The sequence below is a fragment of the Pseudomonas sp. CROZ-RG-20F-R04-15 genome (assembly GCF_022662375.1).
Lineage (GTDB): Bacteria > Pseudomonadota > Gammaproteobacteria > Pseudomonadales > Pseudomonadaceae > Aquipseudomonas.
The window spans coordinates 314,049-339,293 of sequence record NZ_JAKNQL010000001.1 but is presented as its reverse complement, the minus strand read 5'-3'; the positions used below and the strand labels follow the sequence as shown (position 1 = coordinate 339,293).

Annotated in this window: 20 protein-coding genes; 16 read left to right on the top strand and 4 right to left on the bottom strand. The window is 60.1% G+C overall.

The annotated features are described in order from the left end of the window. Nucleotides 1-492 precede the first annotated feature (492 nt). The 14 genes from L8H52_RS01455 (at nucleotide 493) to L8H52_RS01390 (ending at nucleotide 18,960) form a co-directional block, all read left to right on the top strand. Nucleotides 493-1,809, top strand: coding sequence for a UDP-glucose/GDP-mannose dehydrogenase family protein (locus tag L8H52_RS01455; RefSeq protein ID WP_008087506.1), 1,317 nt, complete (start codon nucleotides 493-495; stop codon nucleotides 1,807-1,809). Between the two features lie 87 nt (nucleotides 1,810-1,896). Then, on the top strand, nucleotides 1,897-3,378 hold the full coding sequence (gene alg8 / locus L8H52_RS01450) for a mannuronan synthase (RefSeq protein WP_150776501.1): 1,482 nt from the start codon (nucleotides 1,897-1,899) through the stop codon (nucleotides 3,376-3,378). Between the two features lie 35 nt (nucleotides 3,379-3,413). Further along, on the top strand, nucleotides 3,414-4,583 hold the full coding sequence (locus L8H52_RS01445) for an alginate biosynthesis protein Alg44 (RefSeq protein WP_242205120.1): 1,170 nt from the start codon (nucleotides 3,414-3,416) through the stop codon (nucleotides 4,581-4,583). A 9-nt stretch (nucleotides 4,584-4,592) separates the two neighbouring features. Continuing rightward, the gene (algK, locus tag L8H52_RS01440; RefSeq protein WP_277930228.1) at nucleotides 4,593-6,101 is read left to right on the top strand and encodes an alginate biosynthesis TPR repeat lipoprotein AlgK; all 1,509 of its coding nucleotides are present in this window, start codon (nucleotides 4,593-4,595) and stop codon (nucleotides 6,099-6,101) included. Continuing rightward, the gene (locus L8H52_RS01435) at nucleotides 6,098-7,579 is read left to right on the top strand and encodes an alginate export family protein (protein ID WP_242205124.1); all 1,482 of its coding nucleotides are present in this window, start codon (nucleotides 6,098-6,100) and stop codon (nucleotides 7,577-7,579) included. The genes algK and L8H52_RS01435 overlap by 4 nt, the downstream gene beginning before the upstream one ends. A 26-nt stretch (nucleotides 7,580-7,605) precedes the next feature. Further along, nucleotides 7,606-9,192 carry a mannuronan 5-epimerase AlgG gene (gene algG / locus L8H52_RS01430; protein ID WP_242205126.1) on the top strand — a complete coding sequence of 529 codons (1,587 nt, stop codon included), beginning with the start codon at nucleotides 7,606-7,608 and terminating at the stop codon, nucleotides 9,190-9,192. Between the two features lie 10 nt (nucleotides 9,193-9,202). Further along, nucleotides 9,203-10,660 carry an alginate O-acetyltransferase gene (locus L8H52_RS01425; protein ID WP_242205128.1) on the top strand — a complete coding sequence of 486 codons (1,458 nt, stop codon included), beginning with the start codon at nucleotides 9,203-9,205 and terminating at the stop codon, nucleotides 10,658-10,660. Between the two features lie 8 nt (nucleotides 10,661-10,668). Beyond that, nucleotides 10,669-11,793, top strand: a complete 1,125-nt coding sequence (locus L8H52_RS01420; protein ID WP_016985187.1) for a mannuronate-specific alginate lyase — start codon at nucleotides 10,669-10,671, stop codon at nucleotides 11,791-11,793. Nucleotides 11,794-12,279: 486 nt separating this feature from the next. Continuing rightward, nucleotides 12,280-13,845 (top strand): MBOAT family protein, encoded by a 1,566-nt coding sequence (locus tag L8H52_RS01415; protein WP_064118394.1) that lies wholly within the window; start codon nucleotides 12,280-12,282, stop codon nucleotides 13,843-13,845. A 10-nt stretch (nucleotides 13,846-13,855) separates the two neighbouring features. Next, nucleotides 13,856-15,031 (top strand): alginate O-acetyltransferase, encoded by a 1,176-nt coding sequence (locus L8H52_RS01410; RefSeq protein WP_242205130.1) that lies wholly within the window; start codon nucleotides 13,856-13,858, stop codon nucleotides 15,029-15,031. A gap of 14 nt (nucleotides 15,032-15,045) precedes the next feature. Continuing rightward, nucleotides 15,046-15,702 (top strand): alginate O-acetyltransferase AlgF, encoded by a 657-nt coding sequence (locus L8H52_RS01405; RefSeq protein WP_242205132.1) that lies wholly within the window; start codon nucleotides 15,046-15,048, stop codon nucleotides 15,700-15,702. Nucleotides 15,703-15,917: 215 nt separating this feature from the next. Further along, the gene (locus L8H52_RS01400; protein ID WP_242205134.1) at nucleotides 15,918-17,369 is read left to right on the top strand and encodes a mannose-1-phosphate guanylyltransferase/mannose-6-phosphate isomerase; all 1,452 of its coding nucleotides are present in this window, start codon (nucleotides 15,918-15,920) and stop codon (nucleotides 17,367-17,369) included. A gap of 265 nt (nucleotides 17,370-17,634) precedes the next feature. Further along, the gene (locus L8H52_RS01395) at nucleotides 17,635-18,099 is read left to right on the top strand and encodes a multidrug transporter (protein WP_242205135.1); all 465 of its coding nucleotides are present in this window, start codon (nucleotides 17,635-17,637) and stop codon (nucleotides 18,097-18,099) included. Nucleotides 18,100-18,135: 36 nt separating this feature from the next. Beyond that, nucleotides 18,136-18,960, top strand: a complete 825-nt coding sequence (locus L8H52_RS01390; RefSeq protein ID WP_242205138.1) for an SDR family oxidoreductase — start codon at nucleotides 18,136-18,138, stop codon at nucleotides 18,958-18,960. A 117-nt stretch (nucleotides 18,961-19,077) separates the two neighbouring features. Here L8H52_RS01390 and L8H52_RS01385 read toward each other — a convergent pair whose 3' ends face one another. Beyond that, a complete protein-coding gene (locus tag L8H52_RS01385; RefSeq protein ID WP_242205140.1) occupies nucleotides 19,078-19,959 on the bottom strand; it encodes a LysR family transcriptional regulator in 882 nt (293 codons plus the stop codon). Nucleotides 19,960-20,068: 109 nt separating this feature from the next. On the opposite strand from L8H52_RS01385, the gene L8H52_RS01380 reads away from it, so the two are divergent. After that, complete coding sequence (locus L8H52_RS01380; RefSeq protein ID WP_242205142.1) at nucleotides 20,069-21,439, top strand: MFS transporter; 1,371 nt, start codon at nucleotides 20,069-20,071, stop codon at nucleotides 21,437-21,439. After that, the gene (locus tag L8H52_RS01375) at nucleotides 21,436-21,834 is read left to right on the top strand and encodes a DUF4440 domain-containing protein (protein ID WP_242205145.1); all 399 of its coding nucleotides are present in this window, start codon (nucleotides 21,436-21,438) and stop codon (nucleotides 21,832-21,834) included. Before L8H52_RS01380 ends, L8H52_RS01375 begins: the two co-directional genes overlap by 4 nt. Before the next feature lie 120 nt (nucleotides 21,835-21,954). On the opposite strand, the gene L8H52_RS01370 is transcribed toward L8H52_RS01375, so the two are convergent. The 3 genes from L8H52_RS01370 to L8H52_RS01360 are packed head-to-tail and all read right to left on the bottom strand — an operon-like array spanning nucleotide 21,955 to nucleotide 25,214. Further along, nucleotides 21,955-22,821, bottom strand: a complete 867-nt coding sequence (locus L8H52_RS01370; RefSeq protein ID WP_123594989.1) for an HlyD family secretion protein — start codon at nucleotides 22,819-22,821, stop codon at nucleotides 21,955-21,957. A 10-nt stretch (nucleotides 22,822-22,831) separates the two neighbouring features. Continuing rightward, nucleotides 22,832-23,032, bottom strand: coding sequence for a DUF1656 domain-containing protein (locus L8H52_RS01365; RefSeq protein WP_007914106.1), 201 nt, complete (start codon nucleotides 23,030-23,032; stop codon nucleotides 22,832-22,834). Beyond that, nucleotides 23,022-25,214, bottom strand: a complete 2,193-nt coding sequence (locus L8H52_RS01360; protein ID WP_242205147.1) for an FUSC family protein — start codon at nucleotides 25,212-25,214, stop codon at nucleotides 23,022-23,024. Before L8H52_RS01360 ends, L8H52_RS01365 begins: the two co-directional genes overlap by 11 nt. Nucleotides 25,215-25,245: the final 31 nt, after the last annotated feature.

Below are 25,245 nucleotides of genomic sequence, written 5' to 3'. Positions count from 1 at the left end.
TCCGAATGCATAGCTCATACCACCGGTAACGATTCTCGCCGAGTTTGTACGAGATAACTTACGCAGAGCAGATGGCCATGTAACCAAGTTGTCACAGCAACTTGCCTAGATGACTAACTAGTCTGATTACGAAACGAAGGACAGGAGATACGCACCATTTATATCCCCTACAAAGGCCATGGCCGCGCCCCTATAAACGTGCTCGCCTGAGCACCAAACCGCTTGATTTACAGGACTTTTATCCTGCTTTCGAGCGCGCAAGACGATTGCACAAGAGTCTTCCACAAGGAAGATCGGCTGCATAACAGGGCAAGTCATAACAACAAGGCCTGGTTGCGCACATCTTGAGTGCACTTATTTAGACACTCGAAACTTAGTATGCCTGCACACGGCATTGTGGCGCCTGTAAGCCGCACTTTCGAGTGCACTAATGAACGCTGAACACCATTAACTCCGGCCCTCTAAGGCCTGATATATACAGAGGTAATTGCGATGCGCATCAGCATATTTGGTTTGGGTTACGTTGGCGCAGTATGTGCCGGTTGCCTGTCTGCACGGGGCCATGACGTGGTTGGCGTCGATGTTGCCAAAGACAAGATCGACATGATCAACGCCGGCAAGTCGCCGATTGTTGAACCGGGCCTGGGCGAACTTCTGCAACAGGGTATCCAGACCGGTCGTCTGCGTGGCACGACCAACTTCGCCGAAGCGATTCGTGACACTGACCTGTCGATGATCTGCGTCGGTACGCCGAGCAAAAAGAACGGCGACCTCGAACTGAACTACATCGAAGCAGTGTGCCGCGAGATCGGTTTTGTCCTGCGTGAAAAAACCACCCGCCACACCATCGTCGTGCGCAGCACCGTGTTGCCCGGCACCGTCGCCAACGTGGTGATCCCGATCCTCGAAGACTGCTCGGGCAAGAAGGCCGGTGTCGATTTCGGCGTTGCGGTCAACCCTGAATTCCTGCGTGAATCCACCGCGATCGCCGACTACGACCTGCCACCGATGACCGTCATCGGCGAGTTCGACAAGGCGTCCGGCGACGTTCTGCAATCGCTGTACGAAGAACTCGACGCACCGATCATCCGCAAGGACATCGCGGTTGCCGAGATGATCAAGTACACCTGCAACGTCTGGCACGCGACCAAAGTGACCTTCGCCAACGAGATCGGCAACATCGCCAAAGCGGTCGGCGTCGATGGCCGTGAAGTGATGGAAGTGGTCTGCCAGGACAAGACCCTCAACCTGTCCCAGTACTACATGCGCCCGGGCTTCGCCTTCGGCGGTTCGTGCCTGCCAAAAGACGTGCGCGCCCTGACCTACCGCGCCGGCTCCCTGGACGTCGAAGCACCACTGCTCAACTCGCTGATGCGCAGTAACGAATCGCAAGTGCAGAACGCCTTCGACATCGTTGAAAGCCACGACAAACGCAAAGTCGCCCTGCTCGGTCTGAGCTTCAAGGCCGGCACCGACGACCTGCGCGAAAGCCCATTGGTTGAGCTGGCCGAGATGCTGATCGGCAAGGGTTACGACCTGAGCATCTACGACAGCAACGTCGAGTACGCCCGTGTTCACGGCGCGAACAAGGACTACATCGAGTCGAAAATCCCGCACGTATCGTCCCTGCTCAACGCGGACTTCGATTCGGTGATCGACAACTCCGACGTGATCATCCTCGGCAATCGCGACGAGAAGTTCCGCGCGCTGGCCCAGCAAGCGCCGCACGGCAAACAGGTCATCGATCTGGTCGGTTTCATGGCCAAAGCCACCGACGCTGGTACGCGCACCGAGGGTATCTGCTGGTAATGCAGCCCTAAGCGACAAGCTCCGAGCTGCATTACTTGCAGCTCGAAGCTTGCAGCTTGAAGCCTCCCTTACCTTCGGATGACGCTGATGAGCAAGCTCAAACATTTTTTTCTGCAATCAGCCGGCTGGCTTTTTTATCTCAGTCTGCTGATGGGCCTGGCCTTGATGCTGCCCACGTCCACATTCGACTCCGAGTCGAAGGACTTCATTTTCCTGATTGGTGCCGTGGGTATCTGGCGCTACTCGATGGGTGCAACGCACTTTGTGCGCGGCATGATTTTTCTCTACATCGTTTACCCGCACCTGCGCCGCAAAGTGCGCAAGCTGGGCAAGGCGGCGGACCCGTCGCATGTGTTCCTGATGGTCACCAGTTTCCGTATTGACGCGCTCACCACCGCGCAGGTCTACAGCTCGGTGATCCGCGAAGCCATCGACTGCGAACTGCCGACCACCGTGGTCTGCTCGATCGTCGAAATGTCCGACGAGCTGCTGGTCAAGGCGCTGTGGGCGCGGATGAATCCGCCGGACCGCGTGAAGCTCGACTTCGTGCGCATTCCCGGCACCGGCAAACGCGATGGCCTCGCCTACGGTTTCCGCGCGATCTCCCGTCACCTGCCGGACGACCGCGCCGTGGTGGCCGTGATCGATGGCGACACCGTGCTCGGCGAGGGCACCGTGCGCAAGACCGTGCCGTGGTTCCAGCTGTTCGGCAACGTCGGCGGCCTGACCACCAACGAGTTCTGCGAAGTGCGCGGCGGCTACATCATGAGCGAATGGCACAAGCTGCGTTTCGCCCAGCGCCACATCAACATGTGCTCGATGGCCCTGTCCAAACGCGTGCTGACCATGACCGGACGCATGTCGGTGTTTCGCGCCACCGTGGTGACCAACCCGGAATTCATCGCCGACGTGGAAAGCGACTCGCTGCAACACTGGCGTCTGGGCCGTTTCAAGTTCTTGACCGGCGACGACAAGTCGAGCTGGTTCAGCCTGATGCGCCTCGGTTACGACACCTTCTACGTGCCGGATGCGGCGATCAATACCGTTGAACACCCGCCGGAAAAGAGCTTCATCAAGGCCAGCCGCAAACTGATGTTCCGCTGGTACGGCAACAACCTGCGGCAGAACTCGCGAGCTCTGGGCCTGGGTGTAAAACGCCTCGGTGCGTTCACTTCGGTGGTGCTGTTCGACCAGCGCGTGTCGATGTGGACCTCCTTGCTCGGCCTGACCGTGGCGATCATCGCCAGCTTCAAATACGGCACCGCGTTCATCCTGGTTTACCTGCTGTGGATCGGCATCACCCGCCTGATCCTGACCCTGCTGTTGTCGTGCTCCGGTCACCGCATCGGCCCGGCTTACCCAGCGATTCTCTATTACAACCAGATCGTTGGCGCGCTGGTGAAGATCTACGTGTTCTTCCGCCTCGACCAGCAATCCTGGACGCGCCAACCCACATCCCTGACCCGTGATCTCGCCAGCTTTCAACGTTGGTTCAACACCTGGTCGTCTCGGACCATGACCTTCTCCGCCGGCAGCATTTTTGTCGCCGTGCTGCTGATGATGGTCTGACCTGCCCCTATTGAATTAACAAGGAAATCGCCCCCATGAATACCGCCGTCAACGCCAACGTAGTGCATGAATCCGAAGCCCAGCGCCAACACGCCCGCGTGAAAATCCCGGCCAAACTGCGCTTCTTCGGTCCCGACCGGACACCGGTTGAAGCGCGGGTCATCGACCTGTCTGCCGGTGGTCTGGCGTTCAACGCCGGGCAAATGCCACTGATCATTGGCGAGGTGTACAAGGCGCGTCTGCAATTCGTCATCGATAACCTCGGCCTGGCCATGGACGTTGAACTGCAAGTGCGTTCCTACGACCGCCCGACCGGCCGCGTCGGTTGCCAGTTCCAGAACCTTGAGCAGCAGGACATTTCCACCCTGCGCCACTTGATCACTTCGCACCTGGCCGGCGACATCGTTAGCATCGGCGAAGTACTGGCGACCCTGCAGCGCGACAACTTCACCAAGGCACGCAAGGTCAAGGACGGCGGCTCCGGCATGACCCCGTTCGGTCGTTTGAAGGCCGTGACGTTCAGCGCCGGTATCTTCGCGGTCGGTCTGGTGGCAGCGGGTTTCATTTTCAAATCGGTGTACAGCATGTACTTCGTCAGCCACGCGCAGGCCGGTCTGGTCAGCGTGCCGGGGATGAACATCACCATGCCGCGTGACGGCACCGTGCAAAGCCTGATCAAGTCCGATGGCGTTGCGGCCAAAGGCGCGCCGCTGGCGACCTTCAGTACCAGCATGCTCGACGTGCTCAAGGGCCATCTGGAAGAAGATCAACTGTCCCCAGCCAAGGTTGAAGAACTGTTCGGCAAGCAAATGACCGGCACCCTGACTTCGCCGTGCGACTGCACCGTGGCCCAGCAACTGGTGGCTGACGGTCAGTACGCGAGCAAGGGCGATGTGATTTTCCAACTGGTGCCGCGCAACACCCAGGCCACCGTTGATGCGCGCTTCTCCTATCGCCAGTTCGGCGATGTGCGTCCGGGCACACCGGTGAGCTTCCAGATTGCCGGCGAAGACAAGACCCGCACCGGCAAGATCGTCAGCAGCACCAGCCTGAAAAGCGCCGACCTGTCCTCCGACATCCGCGTGCAGATCCAGCCAGACGAGCCGCTCGACAGCAACCTCGCCGGTCGCCCGGTGGAAGTGAACAGCGACCGTGGCCCGAACCTGAACTGGCTGATCGACAAAGCCATGGCTGCCGGTCTTTAAGTCGAGGACATGCCTGTGACTACTCCTATCTTGAACACACCGCCGACCCTGTGGGAGCGAGCCTGCTCGCGGAAGGGTCAGCACGGTTTGTCTGATGTACCGAGTCGACTGCTTCGCGAGCAGGCTCGCTCCCACATGGGTTTGATGGTGTGCTCGCTGGCATTGGTGGTGGGCCTGGCCGGTTGCGCCGGTCTGCCCGATCAGCGTCTGGCCAACGAAGCGCTCAAGCGGGGCGACACTGCCACCGCCGCGCAGAACTATCAGCAACTGGCCGATCTCGGTTACAGCGAGGCGCAAGTCGGTCTCGCCGATATCCAGGTCGACAGCCGCGACCCTGAGCAAATGAAACAGGCCGAAGCGACTTACCGCGCCGCCGCCAGTGTTTCGCCGCGCGCTCAGGCACGTCTCGGCCGCTTGCTGGTGGCCAAACCGGGTTCCACCGAAGCCGAGCACCACGAAGCCGAAAGCCTGCTGAAAAAAGCCGCCGCCAATGGCGAAGGCAACACGTTGATCCCGCTGGCGATGCTGTACCTGCAATACCCGCACAGCTTCCCGAACATCAACGCGCAGCAGCAGATCGATCAGTGGCGCAAATCCGGCTACCCGGAGGCGGGTCTGGCGCAGGTGCTGCTGTATCGCACTCAAGGCACCTACGACCAGCACCTGGATGACGTGGAAAAAATCTGCAAAGCCGCGCTCAACACCACCGACATCTGCTACGTCGAACTGGCCACGGTCTATCAGAAACGCGCCCAGCCAGAGCAACAGGCCGAGCTGATCAAGCAACTGCAAGCCGGTTACAGCCGTGGCACCGTCACCGCGCAACGCGTCGATTCTGTTGCCCGCGTCCTGGCCGATTCGACCCTCGGCAAGACCGACGAAAAAACCGCGCAATCGCTGCTTGAGCCAATCGCTCCGGGCTATCCGGCGTCGTGGGTGACCCTCGCGCAATTGCTCTACGACTACCCGGAACTGGGTGACGTCGATCAGATGATGAAGTACCTCGACAACGGCCGCGCCGCCGACCAGCCGCGCGCCGAACTGTTGCTGGGCAAGCTCTACTACGAAGGCAAAATGGTCCCGGCCGACGCCAAAGTCGCCGAAGAACATTTCCAGAAAGCCGTTGGCCGCGAAGTCGCCGCCGACTACTACCTCGGGCAGATCTACCGCCGTGGCTACCTCGGCAAGGTCTATCCGCAAAAGGCGCTTGACCACTTGCTGACCGCTGCGCGCAACGGCCAGAACAGCGCCGATTTCGCCATCGCGCAACTGTTCTCCCAAGGCAAGGGCACCAAGCCCGACCCGCTCAACGCCTACGTGTTCAGCCAATTGGCCAAGGCACAAAACACCCCGCAAGCCGATGAGCTGGCGACCACCCTCGCCGCGCAACTGCCGCCCGAGCAACTGGCCCAAGCCCAACGTCTGCTGCAACAAGAGCAAGCCAGCCGTGGCGCTCTGAATCAGAACACGCTGCAACTGCACGCCCTGCAAGAAGAAGACGGCGAGGAAAAATTATGAAGTTGAATCCATTCGTGAAGGCCGGTATTGGCCTCACCTTCGCGCTGATCTGGTCTTGCCCGACACTGGCCGCGATGACTCAAACCAAGAACTTCGGCCTCGAAGTCAAAGTCACCGGCCAGTCCGAAGACGACCGTGATCTCGGCACTGCCAAGGGCGGCGACGTCAACGGCGTCGGCCTCGACCTGCGTCCGTGGGTCTACGGCGAAAGCGGCGCGTGGAGCGCCTACGCCATGGGCCAGGCCGTGACCTCGACCGACATCATTGAAACCGACACCCTGCAACAATCCGACGGTGCACAAACCACCGACAGCGGTGATCGCGAAACCAAGAAAAACTACCTGGCGATGCGCGAGTTCTGGGTCGGCTACAGCGGCTTCACGCCCTACCCCGGCGAGATCCTCAAGTTCGGTCGCCAGCGTCTGCGCAATGACGACGGCCAATGGCGCGACACCAACATCGAAGCGCTGAACTGGACCTTCGACACCACCCTGTTGCGCGCCAACGCCGGTGTCGCCGAACGCTTCAGCGAATACCGCACCGACTTGAAAGAGCTGGCGCCGAAAGACAAGGATCGCCTGCACGCCTACGCCGACGCCGCTTACCAGTGGACGCCGGGCCAGTGGGTCGGCATTCGCGGGCACCACACCCACGATGACGGCAAACTCGATTACGCCGAGCCGGGCGTCCCGCGCGACTCGCTGGATAAAACCCAGAACGGCGACATCAGCTGGCTCGGCCTGACCGCCGACAGCGATGCCTACAACTGGCGCAACACCAACACCGTCAACTACTGGGGCAGCATCACCGGCATGAGCGGCGACCGCGACACGGTCAATGCGCTGAACGCTGACGGTTCGCGCCCGGCACAAGCCAAGCGCAGCGATGATGTCAATGGTTGGGCCACCGACATCGGTGTGCGTCTGCGCCTCGATCCGCAATGGCAAGTCGGCGGTGCCTATGCCCGCGCCAGCGCCGATTACGAACAGAACGGTCTGGAGAGCAACCGCTCCAACTACACCGGTACTCGTTCGCGTGTTCACCGTTTCGGTGAAGCGTTCCGTGGCGAAATGAACAACATGCAGACTGCGACGTTGTTCGGTTCGTGGATGGTCAACGACGAGTACGACGCCAGCCTGATCTACCACAAGTTCTGGCGCGTCGACGGCAACAAGCCAGTCGGCAGCAACGGCATCAATGCCGTGGAAAACAATACCGACGACGCCACCGGCGCGATCCTCTCCAGCACCTCTTTGCCGCTTGAAGACGGCAACAAGGACCTGGGTCAGGAGATGGACCTGGTCGTCACCAAGTACTTCAAGCAAGGTCTGTTACCGGCGGCGTTGAGCCAGTCGATCGACGAGCCTTCGGCCTTGGTGCGTTTCCGTGGTGGCGTATTCAAACCGGGCGATGCCTACGGCAAACAGGTTGATTCCTACATGCACCGCGCGTTCATCGACGTGATCTGGCGCTTCTGATGCAAACCGCCAAGGGAGTGCCCGACATGATCAGCAACAGGACAGGCTCACTCAGCCTGCTGGCCGGCGCGATGCTGCTGGCCAGCGCCGGCGCCTTCGCCAACGTGGAGCCGACGGCGCCACAACCGGCCAAGCCGGCCACCGTGGCCAAAGAACTGCAACAGGCCAAGACCTACACCGTCAGCAGCGCGCCGACCGACGCGCTGAATCTGGCCGCGCCAAAACTGCCCGACCTGTCCGGCTTCACCGCCGAAGCCGCTGCGGCGAAAATCGTCCGCAGCAAACCGGGCAAGATCAGCGTGCGCCGGATGATGCAGGAAGACGCGCTGAAGGACTTTATCGGCGGCGACAACAAGATGGCCGAATGGGTGGTGCGTCAGCACGGTATCCCGCAGGCGATCTTCGTCGACGACGGTTACATGAACCTCAAGGATCTGGCGCAGAAACTGCCCAAGCAGTACTTCAGCGAGACCTCGCCGGGCGTGTACCTGTCGAAGCTGCCGATCGTCGTTGGCCGTAAAGGCATCCTCGAAATCGACGGCCAGACCCAGGAATTGCGCCTGTCGCAAGAAGCCGGCTCGTTCCTCGTCAACGACGGCCAGTTGTTCGTGCGTGACACCAAAATCACTGGCTGGCGCGAGAAGGACAACGGCCCGGCGACCTTCCGTTCGCCGAAGGAATTCCGGCCGTTTCTGCTCGCCTGGGGCGGCACCGAGACCTACATCGTCAACAGCAAGATGGCCAGTTTCGGCTACGCCAACAGTAAGTCGTACGGCGTGAGTATTTCCCAGTACACGCCAAACATGGCCAAGGTGCTCAAGCGCCCTGAGCCGACCGGCTGGATCGTCGGCTCCGAGTTCTCCGACATGTGGTACGGCTTCTACTGCTACGAGACCCGCGACTTCGTGGTCAAGGGCAACACCTACAAAGACAACATCGTCTACGGCATCGACCCGCACGACCGTTCCCACGGCCTGATCATTGCCGAGAACACCGTGCACGGCACGAAGAAGAAGCACGGGATCATTATTTCCCGTGAGGTCAACGACAGCTTCATCTTCAACAACAAGAGCTTCGACAACCACCTCTCGGGCCTGGTGATCGACCGTAACAGCGTCAACAACATCATCGCCTACAACGAGATCTACAAGAACCACACCGACGGCATCACCCTCTACGAGTCCGCCGACAATTTGCTGTGGGGCAACAAGGTCATCAGCAACAAACGCCACGGCATCCGCATTCGTAACAGCGTGAACATCCGCCTCTACGAAAACGTCGCCATGGCCAACGGTTTGACCGGTGTTTACGGCCACATCAAAGATCTCACCGACACCGACCGTGACATCAAGCTCGACCCGTTCGATGCGCAGGTGTCGCTGATCGTCGTTGGCGGTGAACTGGCGGCCAATGGCAGCGGTCCGCTGGCGATCGATTCGCCTTTGAGTGTCGAGCTGTATCGCGTGTCGATGCTGGCGCCGACCAAATCCAGCGGCATCAGCTTCAACGGCATCCTCGGCGAGCGCCAGGATGAAATTCTCGACCTGCTGGTGCGCCAGCAGAAAGCCGTGCTGATCGACCCTGTCGAACGCCAGACCGAAATGCAGGACTGAGGATAATTTTATGCACCCACACTTGATCAGATTACTCAGCCTGTCGGCCCTGACCGTGGGCATTCTCGCGGCCAGCAACGGCGCCCGCGCCGATGAAGGCGCCGCCACGCCGCCAAAGTTCAGCGCCGAACCGTGTTGCAACCTGTGCCCGGCCGCCCATGACGCGAAGAACTACACCACGCGTTATCAGCAGAACTTCACCACGTTGGTGCAGGCGCAAGGCGACTGGTTGTTCCGGACTCAGGAAGATTTGCGCACCGAGTTCAACACCAGCCCGGCCGGCTACAAACGCCTGCAACAACTGCACGATGCGTTCAAGGCCAAAGGCGTTGAGCTGGTGATCGTTTACCAGCCGACCCGTGGCCTGGTGAACCGCAACAAGCTCAATCCGCAGGAAAAAGCCGCGTTCGATTACGAGAAAGCGCTGGGCAACTACAAGACCATGCTTGGCCGTTTCGCCAAGATGGGTTACGTGGTGCCGGACCTGTCGCCGCTGACCAACGAATCGCTGCCGGACACCCTGCCCGCCCACGATTTCTACTTCCGTGGCGACCAGCACTGGACGCCATACGGTGCACAGCGCACGGCGAAAATCGTCGCCGAGAAGGTCAAGCAGATCCCGGCCTTCGCTGACATTCCCAAGCGTGAATTCGAGACCAAGCGCTCCGGACGCATGGGCAAGACCGGCACCCTGCACAACATGGCCGGGCAGCTGTGCGGCACCAGTTACGCGATCCAGTACATGGATCAGTTCACCACCGAGCCGAAAGGCGAAGCAGGCGACGGCGATCTGTTCGGCGATTCCGGCAACCCGCAAATCACCCTCGTCGGTACGTCGCACAGCGGCAAGAACTACAACTTCGCCGGTTTCCTCGAAGAGGCCATTGGCGCCGACATTCTCAACGTCGCCTTCCCCGGCGGTGGTCTGGAAGGTTCGATGTTGCAGTACCTCGGCAGCGACGAATTCCAGAAGACTCCACCGAAAATTCTCATATGGGAATTCTCGCCGCTGTACCGCCTCGACCAGGAAACCATCTATCGCCAGATGATGTCTCTTCTCGACAACGGCTGCGAAGGCAAAGACGCACAAATGTCCGCGAGCACCACGCTCAAGCCGGGCGGCAAACAAGAACTGCTGGTCAACAGCAAGAACCTGAACCTGCAGAACAGCAGCCATCAGGTCGACATCCGCTTCGCCGATCCTTCGGTGAAAACCCTGCAAGCCACCCTCTGGTACATGAACGGTCGCCACGAGGACATCAAGATCGAGAAACCGGAAACCTCCGACACCGACGGTCGTTTCGCCTTTGAGCTGCGCACGGACGAAGACTGGGCCTCGCAAAACCTGCTGGCGGTCGAAGTCCAGGGCCCGGAAGCGGGCACCGCGCCACAGAAAGTCGAAGCGAAAATCTGCAAACGCAACGTATTCCCGGGCGCTGGGCCACAAACCGCTCAGGTCGGGCAATGAGGTCTGCTATGCGAAACTCGAAACTGAAAACTCTTTTAGCGCCGACGCTGCTCGGGCTGGCGATCTTCGCCGGTACCGCGCAGGCCGCCGCGCCGCTGCGTCCACCTCAGGGCTATTTCGCGCCTGTGGATAAATTCAAGACCGGTGACAAGAGCGAAGGCTGCGATGCCATGCCGACGCCGTACACCGGGCCCCTGCAATTTCGCAGCAAATACGAAGGTTCGGACAAGGCCCGCGCAACGCTGAACGTGCAGTCGGAAAAAGCCTTTCGCGACACCACCAAAGACATCACCACGCTGGAACGCGGCACTGCAAAACGGGTGATGCAGTTCATGCGCGACGGTCGTCCGGAACAGCTCGATTGCACGCTGAACTGGCTGACCGCGTGGGCCAAGGCGGATGCGTTGATGTCGAAAGACTTCAATCACACTGGCAAGTCGATGCGCAAATGGGCGCTGGGCAGCATGGCCTCTTCGTACATTCGCCTGAAATTCTCCGACTCGCATCCGCTGGCACAGCATCAGCAGGAAGCGCAGTTGATCGAGGCGTGGTTCAGCAAAATGGCCGATCAGGTGGTCAGCGACTGGGACAACCTGCCGCTGGAAAAAACCAACAACCACTCGTACTGGGCTGCCTGGTCGGTGATGGCGACCTCGGTCGCGACCAACCGCCGCGACCTGTTCGATTGGGCGGTGAAGGAATACAAGGTCGGCGTCAATCAAGTCGATGCCGACGGCTTCCTGCCGAACGAACTCAAGCGCCAGCAACGCGCCCTCGCCTATCACAACTACGCCCTGCCGCCGCTGGCGATGATCGCCAGTTTCGCCCAGGTCAACGGGGTTGATTTGCGTCAGGAGAACAACGGTGCGCTGAAGCGTCTCGGTGATCGGGTGTTGTCCGGGGTGAAAGACCCGGATGAATTCGAGAAGAAGAACGGTAAAGAACAGGACATGACTGACCTGAAAGAGGACATGAAATTCGCCTGGCTCGAACCGTTCTGCACGCTCTACACCTGTGCGCCGGATGTCATCGAGAAGAAGCGCGGCATGCAGCCGTTCAAGACCTTCCGCCTGGGTGGGGATCTGACCAAGGTCTACGACCCGTCGCATGAAAAGGGCAACAAAGGCTCATGAAGCAAAAGCCCCTCACCCTAACCCTCTCCCAAAGGGAGAGGGGACTGACCGAGGTGGCTGTGCGAGTTACGCCGAAATGAAATACCGAGTCGATCTCAGGCGTTGGAAAACAACCGAGATCAGGCTGCACAGAAATACCGAGTCGATCTCCTTTTCTGAAAACCATGGAGATCAGGCTCCCTCTCCCTCTGGGAGGGTGGACTGACCGAGGTGGCTGTGCGAGTTACGCCGAAATGAAATACCGAGTCGATCTCAGGCGTTGAAAAACAACCGAGATCAGGCTGCACAGAAATACCGAGTCGATCTCCATTTTTGAAAAACATGGAGATCAGGCTCCCTCTCCCTCCGGGAGAGGGCGGGGGGTGAGGGAAAGATTTCAAGGCCCTGCACAACCCTGACAGAAACACCGTTTCACCCCTCCACTACCACGGGGGGTTTGGGGGGGCTTTGGCCCTTGACTGTTGGTTCAAACATGGAGAGATCGGGATGGTATTTTCATCCAACGTGTTCCTGTTTCTGTTCTTGCCGATCTTTCTCGGCTTGTACTACTTGAGCGGGCAACGCTATCGCAACCTGCTGCTGCTGATCGCCAGCTACGTGTTCTACGCCTGGTGGCGTGTGGACTTCCTCGCGCTGTTCGCCGCCGTCACGCTGTGGAACTACTGGATCGGCCTCAAAGTCGGTGCCGCCGGTGTGCGGACCAAACCGGCGCAGCGCTGGCTATTGCTCGGCGTCGCGGTGGACCTGTGCATCCTCGGCTACTTCAAGTACGCCAACTTCGGCGTCGACAGCATCAACGCGATGATGACCTCGGTCGGTCTTGAGCCGTTCATTCTCACCCACGTGCTGCTGCCGATCGGGATCTCGTTCTACATTTTCGAATCGATCAGCTACATCATCGACGTGTATCGCGGCGACACCCCGGCCACGCGCAACCTGATCGACTTTGCGGCATTCGTGGCGATTTTCCCGCACCTGATTGCCGGCCCGGTGTTGCGTTTCCGCGACCTCGCCGACCAGTTCAACAACCGCACGCACACCCTCGACAAGTTCTCCGAGGGCTGCACGCGGTTCATGCAGGGTTTCATCAAGAAGGTCTTCATCGCCGACACCCTCGCGGTGGTCGCGGACCATTGCTTCGCCCTGCAAAACCCGACCACCGGTGACGCGTGGCTTGGCGCACTGGCCTACACCGCGCAGCTGTATTTCGACTTCTCCGGTTACAGCGACATGGCCATCGGTCTGGGCTTGATGATGGGTTTCCGCTTTATGGAAAACTTCAAACAGCCGTACATCAGCCAGTCGATCACCGAGTTCTGGCGTCGCTGGCACATCAGCCTGTCGACGTGGCTGCGTGACTACCTCTACATCACCCTTGGCGGTAACCGTAAAGGCACGCTGATGACCTATCGCAACCTGTTCCTGACCATGCTCCTCGGTGGTCTGTGGCACGGCGCGAACATCACCTACATCGTCTGGGGCGCCTGGCACGGCATGTGGCTGGCGATTGAAAAAGCGCTGGGCCTGAACACCTCGCCGCGCAGTCTCAACCCGATCCGCTGGGCGCTGACCTTCCTGCTCGTGGTCATGGGCTGGGTGATCTTCCGTGCCGAGAACCTCCACGTTGCCGGTCGCATGTACGGCGCAATGTTCAGCTTCGGCGACTGGTCGCTATCGGAACTCAATCAGGCCAGCCTCACCGGTCTGCAAGTGGCAACTTTGGTTGTGGCGTACGTGACGCTGGCGTTCTTCGGTCTGCGCGATCTGTACACCAATCAGCCGCCAGCCAAGACCAAGCCTGAAGTCAACGTCGAGGCCAACGGCCCTGCCACCGCGACCCCGGGAATGATCAAAGCCGCACCCGGCGAAAACCCGGCGAGCATCCATGAACCTGGCTACACCGTCGGCGTCGAAGCCCAGGTGCAACCAGCCTACTGGAGCGCGGACTGGTCCCGTTACGTGATGCGCGGCCTGATCCTGCTGCTGTTCATCGCCTCGATTCTCAAACTCTCGGCGCAAAGCTTCTCGCCGTTCCTTTACTTCCAGTTCTGAGGGATCTGACATGACCCGCTCATTACGCATCTTCTACATCGCCCTGTTCCTGGTGACGCTGTTGGTCCTCGGTCTGTGGTCGGTTCGCAGCTTCTTCGGCTTCAGCACCAATGCCGACGCGACGGTGCTCAACGGCCGCTGGACCAAGGCTGTGGAAACGCACTACGACGATGAATTCCCGATCAAGCGTCTGGGCACCAATCTCTGGGCCGCGCTGGATTTCAAACTGTTCAACGAAGGTCGTCCGGGCGTGGTGCTCGGTCGCGATCAGTGGTTGTACAGCGATGAGGAATTCAACCCGATCGTCAACGAAGAGCTGAACCTGCAAGGCAACTACGCGCTGGTCGAAGGCGTGCGCCAGACCCTGAAAGACAAAGGCGTGAAACTGGTGATGGCGATCGTGCCGGCCAAGGTTCGTCTGTACCCGGAGCATCTGGGTGAAGTGAAACCGGCGAGCATCCACGAAAATCTCTATCAGGATTTCCACGCCCGTGTCGCGGCGGACAAGATCCTCGCCCCGGACCTGCTCAAGCCACTGCAACAGGCCAAGCAGAACGGTCAGCAAGTGTTCCTGCGCACCGACACGCACTGGACGCCTGAAGGCGCCGAGATCGCCGCGAACACCCTGGCGAAAACCATCGCCGACAAGTTCCCGCTCAGCGGCGAGCCGCAGCGCTTCGTCACCACGCCGGCCGAGAAGGTTACGCACAAGGGCGACCTGCGTCTGTTCCTGCCGCTCGATCCGCTGTTCGAAAACCTGATGCCGGCGCAAGAACCACTGCAAAAGCGCAACACCGTCGCGGCCGGCGATCAGCCTGCCGGTGATGACGCGCTGTTCGCCAGCAATGAAGTGCCGGTGGCACTGGTCGGCACCAGCTACAGCGCCAACCCTAACTGGAACTTCGTCGGTGCGCTGAAACAAGCGCTGCACAGCGACGTGGTGAGCTACGCCGAAGACGGCCACGGCCCGATCCTGCCGATGCTCAGCTACCTGAAAAGCGATGACTTCAAGAACAGCCCGCCACAGGTGCTGATCTGGGAGTTTCCTGAACGTTATCTGCCTGTGAACAACGAAATCGGCGACGCCGACCCGCAGTGGGTCGCAGAGCTTAAACAAGCCGGCGCGCGCCAACAAAACGTAGCAATCAACACTAAATCCGAGACGCCCGATCGGGCGCAAAACTGAAAGAGAGGTACACCATGACTTTCACTACTACTCCTCGTCGTCTCGCTAAAAGCTTCGCTCTGGTTGCTGGCCTCAGCGTGCTTTCCGTGCCTGCCTTCGCCGGTGGCGACGCTGCGCTCTACGGCCCGACCGCACCGAAAGGCTCGACCTTCGTGCGTGTCTACAACGCCAGCAACGCTGAAGTCAGCGCCACCGTGGGCAGCACCAACCTGAGCGACGTTGCGCCACTGGCCAGCAGCGACTTCAGTTTCATGCCGGGCGGTGATTACAGCGCCAAGGTCGGCAGCCAGACCCTGCCGGTGAAACTCGCCGGTGACCACTACTACACCCTGGTCAACAACTCTTCCGGCGCGCCGCAACTGATCGAAGAGCCGCCGTTCAAGAACAAGCAGAAATCCCTGGTGCGCGTGCAGAACCTCAGCGACAAGCCGCTGACCCTGAAGACCGCCGATGGCAAGACCGACGTGGTGCCGAACGTGGCCGCCAAGGGCCGTGGCGAACGTGAAATCAACCCGGTGAAAGTCAGCCTGGCGCTGTACGAAGGCGACAAGAAAGTCGGCGACGTGAAACCGGTCGCCCTGGAACGCGGTGAAGCGGCGGTGCTGTACGTCACCGGCAGCGGCAGCAGCCTGTCGCCAGTCTGGGTGAAACGCCCGGTATCGACCCGCTAACAAATTTTCCGAACTGACGCAGTCCCCTTTGTAGGAGTGAGCCTGCTCGCGATATCGGTTTCACATTCAAAGAATGTGTTGATTGATCCACCGCAATCGCGAGCAGGCTCACTCCTACAGGGGATCGGGTTGTCAGTTCGGACACGAGACAAAAACAAGAGTGAAACGACACAGCGTTCGTGCCTCTAACCAATCGATTTTATGGAGTAAACAATATGATTCCGGTGATCTTGTCAGGTGGTAGCGGTTCGCGTCTCTGGCCGCTTTCGCGTAAGCAATTCCCTAAGCAATTCCTCGCCCTGACCGGCGAACACACGCTGTTCCAGCAGACCCTCGAGCGCTTGGTGTTCGAAGGCATGGACACGCCGATTGTGGTCTGCAACAAGGATCACCGCTTCATCGTCAACGAGCAGTTGAGCGCTCGCAATCTGGAAACCCAGCGCATCCTCATGGAACCGTTCGGCCGCAACACCGCGCCGGCCGTGGCGCTGACCGCGATGATGCTGGTCAATGAAGGTCGTGACGAGTTGATGCTGGTATTGCCGGCCGACCACGTACTGGAAGACCAGAAAGCCCTGCAACGCGCCCTCGCCCTCGCCACCGTCGCTGCGGAAAACGGCGAAATGGTCCTGTTCGGTGTGCCAGCAACCAAACCGGAAACCGGTTACGGCTACATCAAGTCCACCGGCGATTCGCTGCTGCCCGAAGGCGTCAGCCGCGTCTCGCACTTCGTTGAAAAACCCGACGTCAAACGCGCCACCGAATACGTCGAATCCGGTGGTTACTACTGGAACAGCGGGATGTTCCTGTTCCGCGCCAGCCGCTTCCTCGAAGAGCTGAAAAAGCACGACCCGGACATCTACGACACCTGCCTGCTGACTCTGGAACGCAGCGAGCAGGACAACGACACCATCACCTTCGACGAAGCCACCTTCGCCTGCTGCCCGGACAATTCCATCGACTACTCCGTCATGGAAAAAACCCAGCGCGCCTGCGTGGTGCCGCTGACCGCAGGCTGGAGCGATGTCGGTTGCTGGTCGTCGCTGTGGGAAGTCAACGAGAAAGACGCCAACGGTAACGTCAGCAAAGGCGACGTGGTTATCCAGGACAGCAAGAACTGCATGATCCACGGCAACGGCAAACTGGTGTCGGTGATCGGTCTGGAAAATATTGTGGTGGTCGAAACCAAAGACGCGATGATGATTGCCCACAAGGACAAGGTTCAGGGCGTCAAGCAAATGGTCAACACGCTCAACGAGCAGGGCCGCAGCGAAACCCAGAACCACTGCGAGGTTTATCGTCCATGGGGCTCGTACGACTCGGTGGACATGGGCGGGCGTTTCCAGGTCAAGCACATCTCGGTGAAACCGGGCGCGTGCCTGTCGCTGCAGATGCACCATCACCGCGCCGAACACTGGATCGTGGTCAGCGGCACCGCCGAAGTGACCTGCGATGACAATGTGTTCCTGCTCTGCGAAAACCAGTCGACCTACATCCCGATCGCCTCGGTGCATCGCCTGCGCAACCCGGGCAAGATCCCGCTGGAAATCATCGAAGTGCAGTCAGGTTCGTACTTGGGTGAAGACGATATCGAACGCTTCGAAGATATCTACGGGCGCTCCACCCCGATTGAACGCGGCGTGTCGGTGAAGACCATCGCGCAATAACGTTCAGCAGAACAAGAAGCCCCCGTCCAGCCCGCTGCGTCCCCTATCCGCAGCGGGTTGGGTGGGGGCTTTTTTGTCCTGATTCTGTGTCGCCTGAAATGGCCTCTTCGCGAGCAGGCTCGCTCCCACACTTGAAATGCGTTCCCCTGTGGGAGCGAGCCTGCTCGCGAAGAGGCCCGGTCAGACACCGCAAGTCCCGATGCCCATCGCCAACCTCACCTACGCTTAGGTAGGATGACCCTCTCTCTCCTCGAGGTTGTGCGACATGTTCATCGGCATTTTGCTGGTCATCACCTGGTTGATCCTGCTGTTGCGCTATCCGGCCAAGGCCTTGCCGGTCTCGGTGGCGGCGGCGATTGGCCTGGGTTTCGTGGCCATGTGGGTGGTGTGGCTGGACAACCGCGAGATCAAACAACTCGCGCGTCTTGAGATGCGCATCAGCTATGCCCCGCAGCAATGCCCGGCCGATCGTCCGCTGCAATTGAAAATGAAAAACGCCAACGACGTGCCCCTGACCGAACTGCGCTGGCGCATCGCCGCCTACGCCCCGGGTGACACGGTCAATCTGGCCGACAACCAATACACCGCGCCACGCTATCGCGGCCCCGGCGAATTGCAGGCCGGCGGCGAATGGGAAGACTGTCTGCCCCTGCCACCGCTGCACCCCGGATATCGCCCGCAAACCCTGGAGTTTCGCGCCGAGCGTTTGCAGGGCAGTTTCTCCGACTGATCCCCCTCCCCACTCTTTTTGCACAAGGAATGCGCCATGCCCGTTGCGTTGATTACCGGTTGTTCCAGCGGCATCGGCCGTGCCCTCGCCGATGCGTTCAAAGCCGCCGGCTTCGAAGTCTGGGCCAGTGCGCGCAAGGCTGAAGACGTGGCGTTGCTGGCGTCAGCCGGGTTCACTGCGGTGCAGCTCGACGTCAATGACAGCACGGCGCTGGAGCAACTCGGCGAGCGCATCAACCAGCAACACGGCGGCCTCGATGTACTGATCAACAATGCGGGTTATGGCGCGATGGGGCCGCTGCTCGATGGCGGTGTGCCGGCGATGCAGCGTCAATTCGAGACCAATGTGTTTTCGATTATCGGCGTCACGCGGGCGCTGTTTCCGGTACTGCGTCGGGCCAAGGGGCTGGTGGTGAATATCGGCAGCGTGTCTGGCGTGCTGGTCACGCCGTTTGCCGGCGCATATTGCGCTTCAAAAGCGGCCGTGCATGCCTTGAGCGACGCACTGCGAATGGAGCTGGCGCCGTTCGGCATTCGCGTGCTGGAAGTGCAACCGGGGGCGATTCAATCGAGTTTCGCCAAGAACGCTGGGCATGAAGCCGAGCAGTTGATCAATGAACAATCACCGTGGTTTCCACTGCGTGAAGGTATTCGTGCACGGGCCAAGGCGTCGCAGGACAAGCCGACGCCGGCCAGTGAGTTTGCGGCTGAGTTGTTGAAGGCTGTGCAGCAGAGCAAACCGCCACGGTTGATCCGCATTGGTAACGGCAGCCGGGCGTTGCCGTTGTTGGCGGCGCTGTTACCCAAGGGTTTGCTGGAATCGACGTTGATGAAGCGGTTCGGGTTGCGCGCAAAGCTCTGAGACCGGGTTGAGGCTTTCGCGAGCAGGCTCGCTCCCACATTGGCTATCCGTCACACCGAAGATCTCCTGTGGGAGCGAGCTTGCTCGCGAAGAGGCCGGAAAATACACCTCAAATCTTCAGCCCCACTCTTTCATGAAATCAATGAACGCCCGCACTTTCAGCGGCAAATGCCGGGTGTCCGGGTACAGCGCATACACCCCTTGCTGCGCAAACCGGTAATCCACCAACAAACGCTGTAACCGCCCCGCGTCGAGATCGTCCTGAATCAACCATTGCGGCAAAATCGCCACACCTTGCCCGGTCAACGCAAACGCCCGCAGCGTCGCCGAGTTGTCGGCGACGATGGCCGTGGTTCCCGGTTTTGGCTGGTAGACATGTTCCTCGCCGGCCGGATCGGTCACCGTCAATTCCGGCACTCGCCCATGGCCCAGGGTCGGCATCGACTCCAGCATGGCCAGCGTCACCACCGGCGCAAAGCGCTCGACCAATCCTGGCGCCGCCACGGCAAACACTTCAAAGGTCGACAACTGCACCGCACGCAGATTGGAGTCGTGCATGCGCCCCAGACGAATCGCCATGTCAAAGCGCTCGGAAATCAGATCGGCATGGGTCGAAGACGTCGACAAATGAATATTCAGTTGCGGTTGCTGCTGGCGAAACACCTCCAGCGCCGGCACCACTTGAGCCAAGGCAAACTCGACCGTCGTGGTGATGCGCAATGTGCCTTTGAGTTGTGCGTGTTCGGAGCGCGCCTCTTCGATCGCCAGCCGCGCTTCATCCAGCGTGCGCAAGCAGCGTCGATAAAAGCGTTCACCGGCATCGGTCAGCGCCAGTTGCCGCGTGTTACGCGTGAGCAAGGTCACGCCCAGTTCTTCCTCCAGGCGCTTGAGGTTGAAGCTGACCACCGCGCGCGTCTGCCCCAGCGTATCGGCCGCAGCGGTCAGGGAACCTGCCTCAACCACGGCTTTGAAGGTGTCAAAACGATCAAGGCTGACCATGTCCAAGGCACTCCTTGTCAAAATAATTTTGACAAACTAGCAGGCGAACCAGCGTTTTTCTATGGCCAGAAGCGCCCTACCCTGCACGTCTCATCACAGGGAAGCTGCCATGGCTTATCGCTCGAAAGTCGCGCTGGTGTATTTGTTGGGCTTCGCGCTCGACTTGCTGAACATGTTCGTCGCCAGCATTGCCTACCCCGACATCGCTCAACAATTGCACGCCTCGGTGACACAACTGGCGTGGATCAGCAACGCCTACATGCTCGGCCTCACGCTGATCATTCCGTTGAGCGTATGGCTGGCGACCCGGGTTGGCGAGCGGCGGCTGATTCTCGCGTCACTGCTGTTGTTCGGCCTGGGTTCGGCGCTGGTGGCACAGGCTGGTTCGATCGAAAGCCTGATTGCCTGGCGACTGCTGCAAGGCCTCGGTGGCGGACTGCTGCTGCCGGTGGGCCAGGCCTTGGCGTATCGACAGTTCCCGGCGACGCAACGCGCGCACTTCACCGGAGTGGTGTTGCTGGTGGCGCTGCTGGTACCGGCACTGTCGCCAGCGGCCGGTGGTTTGATCGTTCAGGCGTTGTCGTGGCGCTGGATTTTTTACCTGAATCTGCCGCTGACACTGCTCGCATTCGGGCTTGGCCTGCTCTGGTTGAAAGCCGATCAACCGTTGACTGAACGCCCGACGCTGGACGCGCGCGGCCTGCTGCTGGCCGCCTTGGCGCTAAGTTTACTGTTGATCGCCATCAGTCTGTTGAGCGACGCCGACACCCGTAACCTCGGCATCGTTGCCCTGCTGCTGAGCCTTCTGACCCTGTGCATTTACCTGCGCGATGGCTGGCGCAAACCCGGCGCGATCCTCGACCTGCAACTGATCAAGCACCCGTCGCTGCGTCTGGCGATGCTGATCTACCTGTGCGTGCCGGGAGTGTTCACCGGCACCCACATGATTGCCGTGTTGTATCTGCACACCCTCGGCGTCGGCGCGGCGCAAACCGGCGCATTGATGCTGCCGTGGGCCATCGGATCGGGCGTGGCGATCATGCTTGGCAAACGCAGTTTCAATCGCATCGGCCCCAAGCCATTGCTCAGCGCCGGCATGCTCCTGCAATGCCTGGGCATCGTACTGCTGATGCGCATCGAACAACCGGCGAGCACACCGCTGATCATCGCCTACGCGCTGATGGGGCTGGGCGGCAGCCTATGCAGTGTCACCGCGCAGAGCTTGGCGTTTGTCGGCATCGAGCCGGAAAAAATGGGCCACTCCAGTGCCCTGTGGAACATCAATCGCCAACTCGGTTTCTGCCTCGCGGCGGCGCTGCTCAGCGCCCTGTTGGGCGCGTTGGGTGGTAACGGTTTCCAAGAGTGTTTTATCGCCGCCGCGCTGCTGACCCTGTTGCCCATGGTCGCCGTCCTGCGTTTCGACTCCACCCACGTGCTCGCGCTATTGAACCCACCAGCCCTTGAGGAAAAAACTGCATGAACGACGCCACGCCCTACCTGGACGAAGTGATCCAGGCCCACGAAGCCATCGAACGATGGTTTGCCGTAGAAGAAGATGACACCGCGCTACAGCGCTTGCTGGGGCGTTTTTCGCCACGCTTTTCCATGGTGACGCCGTCAGGCCGAGCGCTGGATGTCGACGCCTTGCGCCTGCTGTTTCGAGCCGCCGGGGGACAGAAGAAAGGTTTCCGAATCCAGCTCAGCGAATTACATGTGATTGCCTTGCATCAGCGCGGCGCGACCGTGAGTTACCGCGAACAGCAGAGCGATGCGAGCGGTGTGCACACGGATCGGCGTTCGACCGTGGTGTTTGAAAAACTCGAATCCGGGCGGGTGTTCTGGCTGCATTTGCAGGAGACGTTTTGCAGTGAGTGAATGTTCGGTATTGGTCTGATTCACCGAGTCGCCCTCATTCGCGAGCAGGCTCGCTCCCACATGTGAAATGCATGACCTCTGTGGGAGCGAGCCTGCTCGCGAAGGGAGCGACACGGTCTATTAGTTATCCACAGCGCTCTGCTTCACCACAACCGTACAAGTAATCCCCGCTGCCAGCAGCACACCCTCCGGCACCTCATCAATGTGAATCCGCACTGGCACTCGCTGGGCCAATCGCACCCAGTTGAACGTCGGATTCACATCGGCAATCAGCTCGCGGCTTTCCGGGTTGTCGCGGTCGTAGATGCCACGGGAAATGCTTTCCACATGGCCCTTGAGCACTTCGCCGCTCATCAATTGCATGTCGGCTTTATCACCGACTTTCACGTGGGGCAGTTTGGTCTCTTCGAAGAAGCCGTAAACCCAGAACGAGTTCATGTCGACCACGGCCATTTTCGCCTCGCCGATGCGCGCGTAATCACCGCGATGCACATTGAGGTTGGTCACATAACCGTCGACCGCCGCGCGCACTTCGGTGCGTTTGAGGTTGAGTTCGGCGGCTTCCAGTTGCGCTTGCGCATGTTGGTAATCGGCCAGCGCGGCATCGGCGATGTTGCTGGCGTCGTCGCGGTTTTCCTTGGAGATCACCAGGTTGTCGAGGTCGGCGCGGCGGTGGGCATTGACCTTGCGCATCTCCCAGGTCGACTTGCGCGAGGCAACCAGCGACTGCGCCTGTTTCACTGCGATGCGGTAATGCTCAGGGTCGATCTGCATGAGCAAATCGCCCTTCTTCACTAACTGGTTATCGCGCACCGGCACATCGATGACTTCACCGGTAACGTCGGCGGCGACATTGATGATGTCGGCACGCACGCGACCGTCGCGGGTCCACGGCGTGTTCATGTAGTGCTCCCACAACGTGCGGCCGATCCACAGCGCCAGAGCCAGCACCAGCAGGGTCGCGAGCAGGCTGAAAAACTTTTTCATCGTGACGTTCTCAACGGTAGACAGTCAGCGCCATGGCGCCGAACAGACAGGTAAACAGACTCAGACGCAGCAGCGCCGGGTGCCAGAAAAAACGGTACAGATCAAACCCGGACAAAAAACGATCCACTGCCCAGGCCAGCGCCGCAGCAATGAAAAACATCAAGGTCATGGTCGGCATGTACACGCCGTGGAAGGCGATTTCACGAGGCATGGGCAAGTCCTTCGGGCTTGGCGATGGCGTAGGCAGCGAGCGGTGATTGCGGGTCGAGCAACGAGGTACGAATGAAGTGCAGATAGCTCTTCACCCGACGCAACGCCGAGGTATCGAAGTGCGGCGCGAACGGCTCATCAGTGGCCGCTACGCGACTGATCGCATGGTCGACCGCCACCAGTGCGCGTTCGAGATTGCTCGAGTTCGGCTGCAAAAACAGGCGCACCAGCGCGCGGCCCATCACGCGGATTGCCTGGCGCCACGGCTGCGACTCGGCATAAGCCGGGTGCACCGGCAAAATCGCCTGCTCCTTGCGCAACTCGATGATCGCGTGACCGACTTCCAGGACCACGAACATCCAGCGCAGCAGACTTTTCTGCACCTTCGGCTGACCCGCCGCGAGGCCGTAAGCCTGATGCAGCAGATCGCGGGTACGGCTCTCGAAACTCGATGCCAGGCCTTTGAGCTTGCCGCTGATCGCGTAGACCACCTGCCCGCGCAGATCTTGCTCCAGACGCTTCCACAACCAGCGGCTGTTGGGCGGCAGTATAATTGCCCCGGCGGCGGCGCAGACCAGCATGCCCATGACCATGGCGATGTAGTCGTTGATAAAGGTGTAAGGGTTATAAATCGTGAGGTTGTCCGGCACCGAACCGGTACTGAAGAAGATCAGCAAACCGAGGCCGACCCCGGCGTATTGCGGCCGCGAGGTGAGGAACGAGCCGAGGACGATCACCGGCGCGAGCATGACGCACAGCAGCGGGAAGCCGTCGATCCACGGGAAGATGAAAAACATCTCGACGAAGCCGATCAGCGCTCCGATGAACGTGCCGCAGGCCATTTGAAATGCCATGCGTTTCGGGTTCGGCGTAGCAGCCGAGAGCCCCACCGTGGCGGCAGCGATCAGGGTCATCGTTGCGCCACTTGGCCAAGCGGTGGCGACCCAATAACTGCCCAGCACCACCAGAATGAACGAGGCGCGAATGCCCGATGCCGCGGCGGCCCACCAGTTGGTTTGCGGGGTGAACGGCTCGTCCCAGCGCTCGCGTTCGTGGCGATGATCGGCGAGCGAGGCGTGGGTCTGTGCATAACCGTGCAGGTCGTCGACGAAGCGATAAAGCAGCTCGTACGCGGTGTGGAAATCCAGTTGCTCGGCGTCGCTCGGATCAGTGTCCTGAAAAATCGCGCGCAAGGTTCGCACGCGCACCGGCAGGCCTTCCTTGTAGGACGCCAATGCCGTCGCCAAGCGCGCCGCATCGGGACTGGTCAGGGCGCGACCACTGAAGCCGTCGAGCACTTCGGCGAGATCCTGCAGACCCGGTCTGATCGCTGCGACAACGTGTTCTTCGCCGTTGCCGCGCAGCCGTTCAAGCAACTGATGCAAGGCGTTGAACCGTGTGGTGATGCCCATGAACTCACTGTTCAATCGACTTAATCGGCCGTTGCGCCGACGCATGTGCGGGTCTTCGAAGACGGTCACGCTGCGCAAGCCTTCAAGGCCCACGGCTTCGGCGATGAAGCGTACGTTACTGGCCTCAAAAGACTCGGCTTTGCTGCGCCCGCGCAAGCCATCAGTGACGAACAATGCGAACACACCGAAACGCTGATACAGGGCGTTGCGCATGGCCGCGCTGGCGGTTTGCGGGAGGATTGCGGCGCTGATCAGGGTCGAGCAGAGAATCCCCAGCGAGATCTCCAGCACCCGCCACACCGCCGCCATAAATGCGCCGTCCGGGTGCGCCAGCGCCGGCAGCCCGACCATTGCGGCGGTATAGCCAGCGAGGACAAAACCGTAGGCACGGAAGTTACGGCACCGCGCGGCACCGGCCGAGCAGATGCCGACCCAGATCGCCAGCGAGCCGAGGAACAGCTCGGTATTTTGCGCAAACAATGCGATCAGCGTGACCATCATCGCCGACCCGGCCAACGTGCCAAGGAAGCGATAGAAACTCTTGGCGAACACCTGGCCGCTCTGCGGCTGCATGACGATGAACACGGTGATCATTGCCGTGCGCGGTTGCGGCAGTTCCAGGCGCATGGCCAGCCACAGGGTGAGGAATGCGGCGAGCAACACCTTGAAGATGTAGACCCAGGTCACACCATCGCTGCGCGCCCAGTCGAAAAAACCACGGCGCCATTCCAGGGAGTAGAGCCAGCGCAGCGGTGCGGGCAAGGGAGTCATTCGATTGTGCTCAAAGAGATTCGGTCTGGTC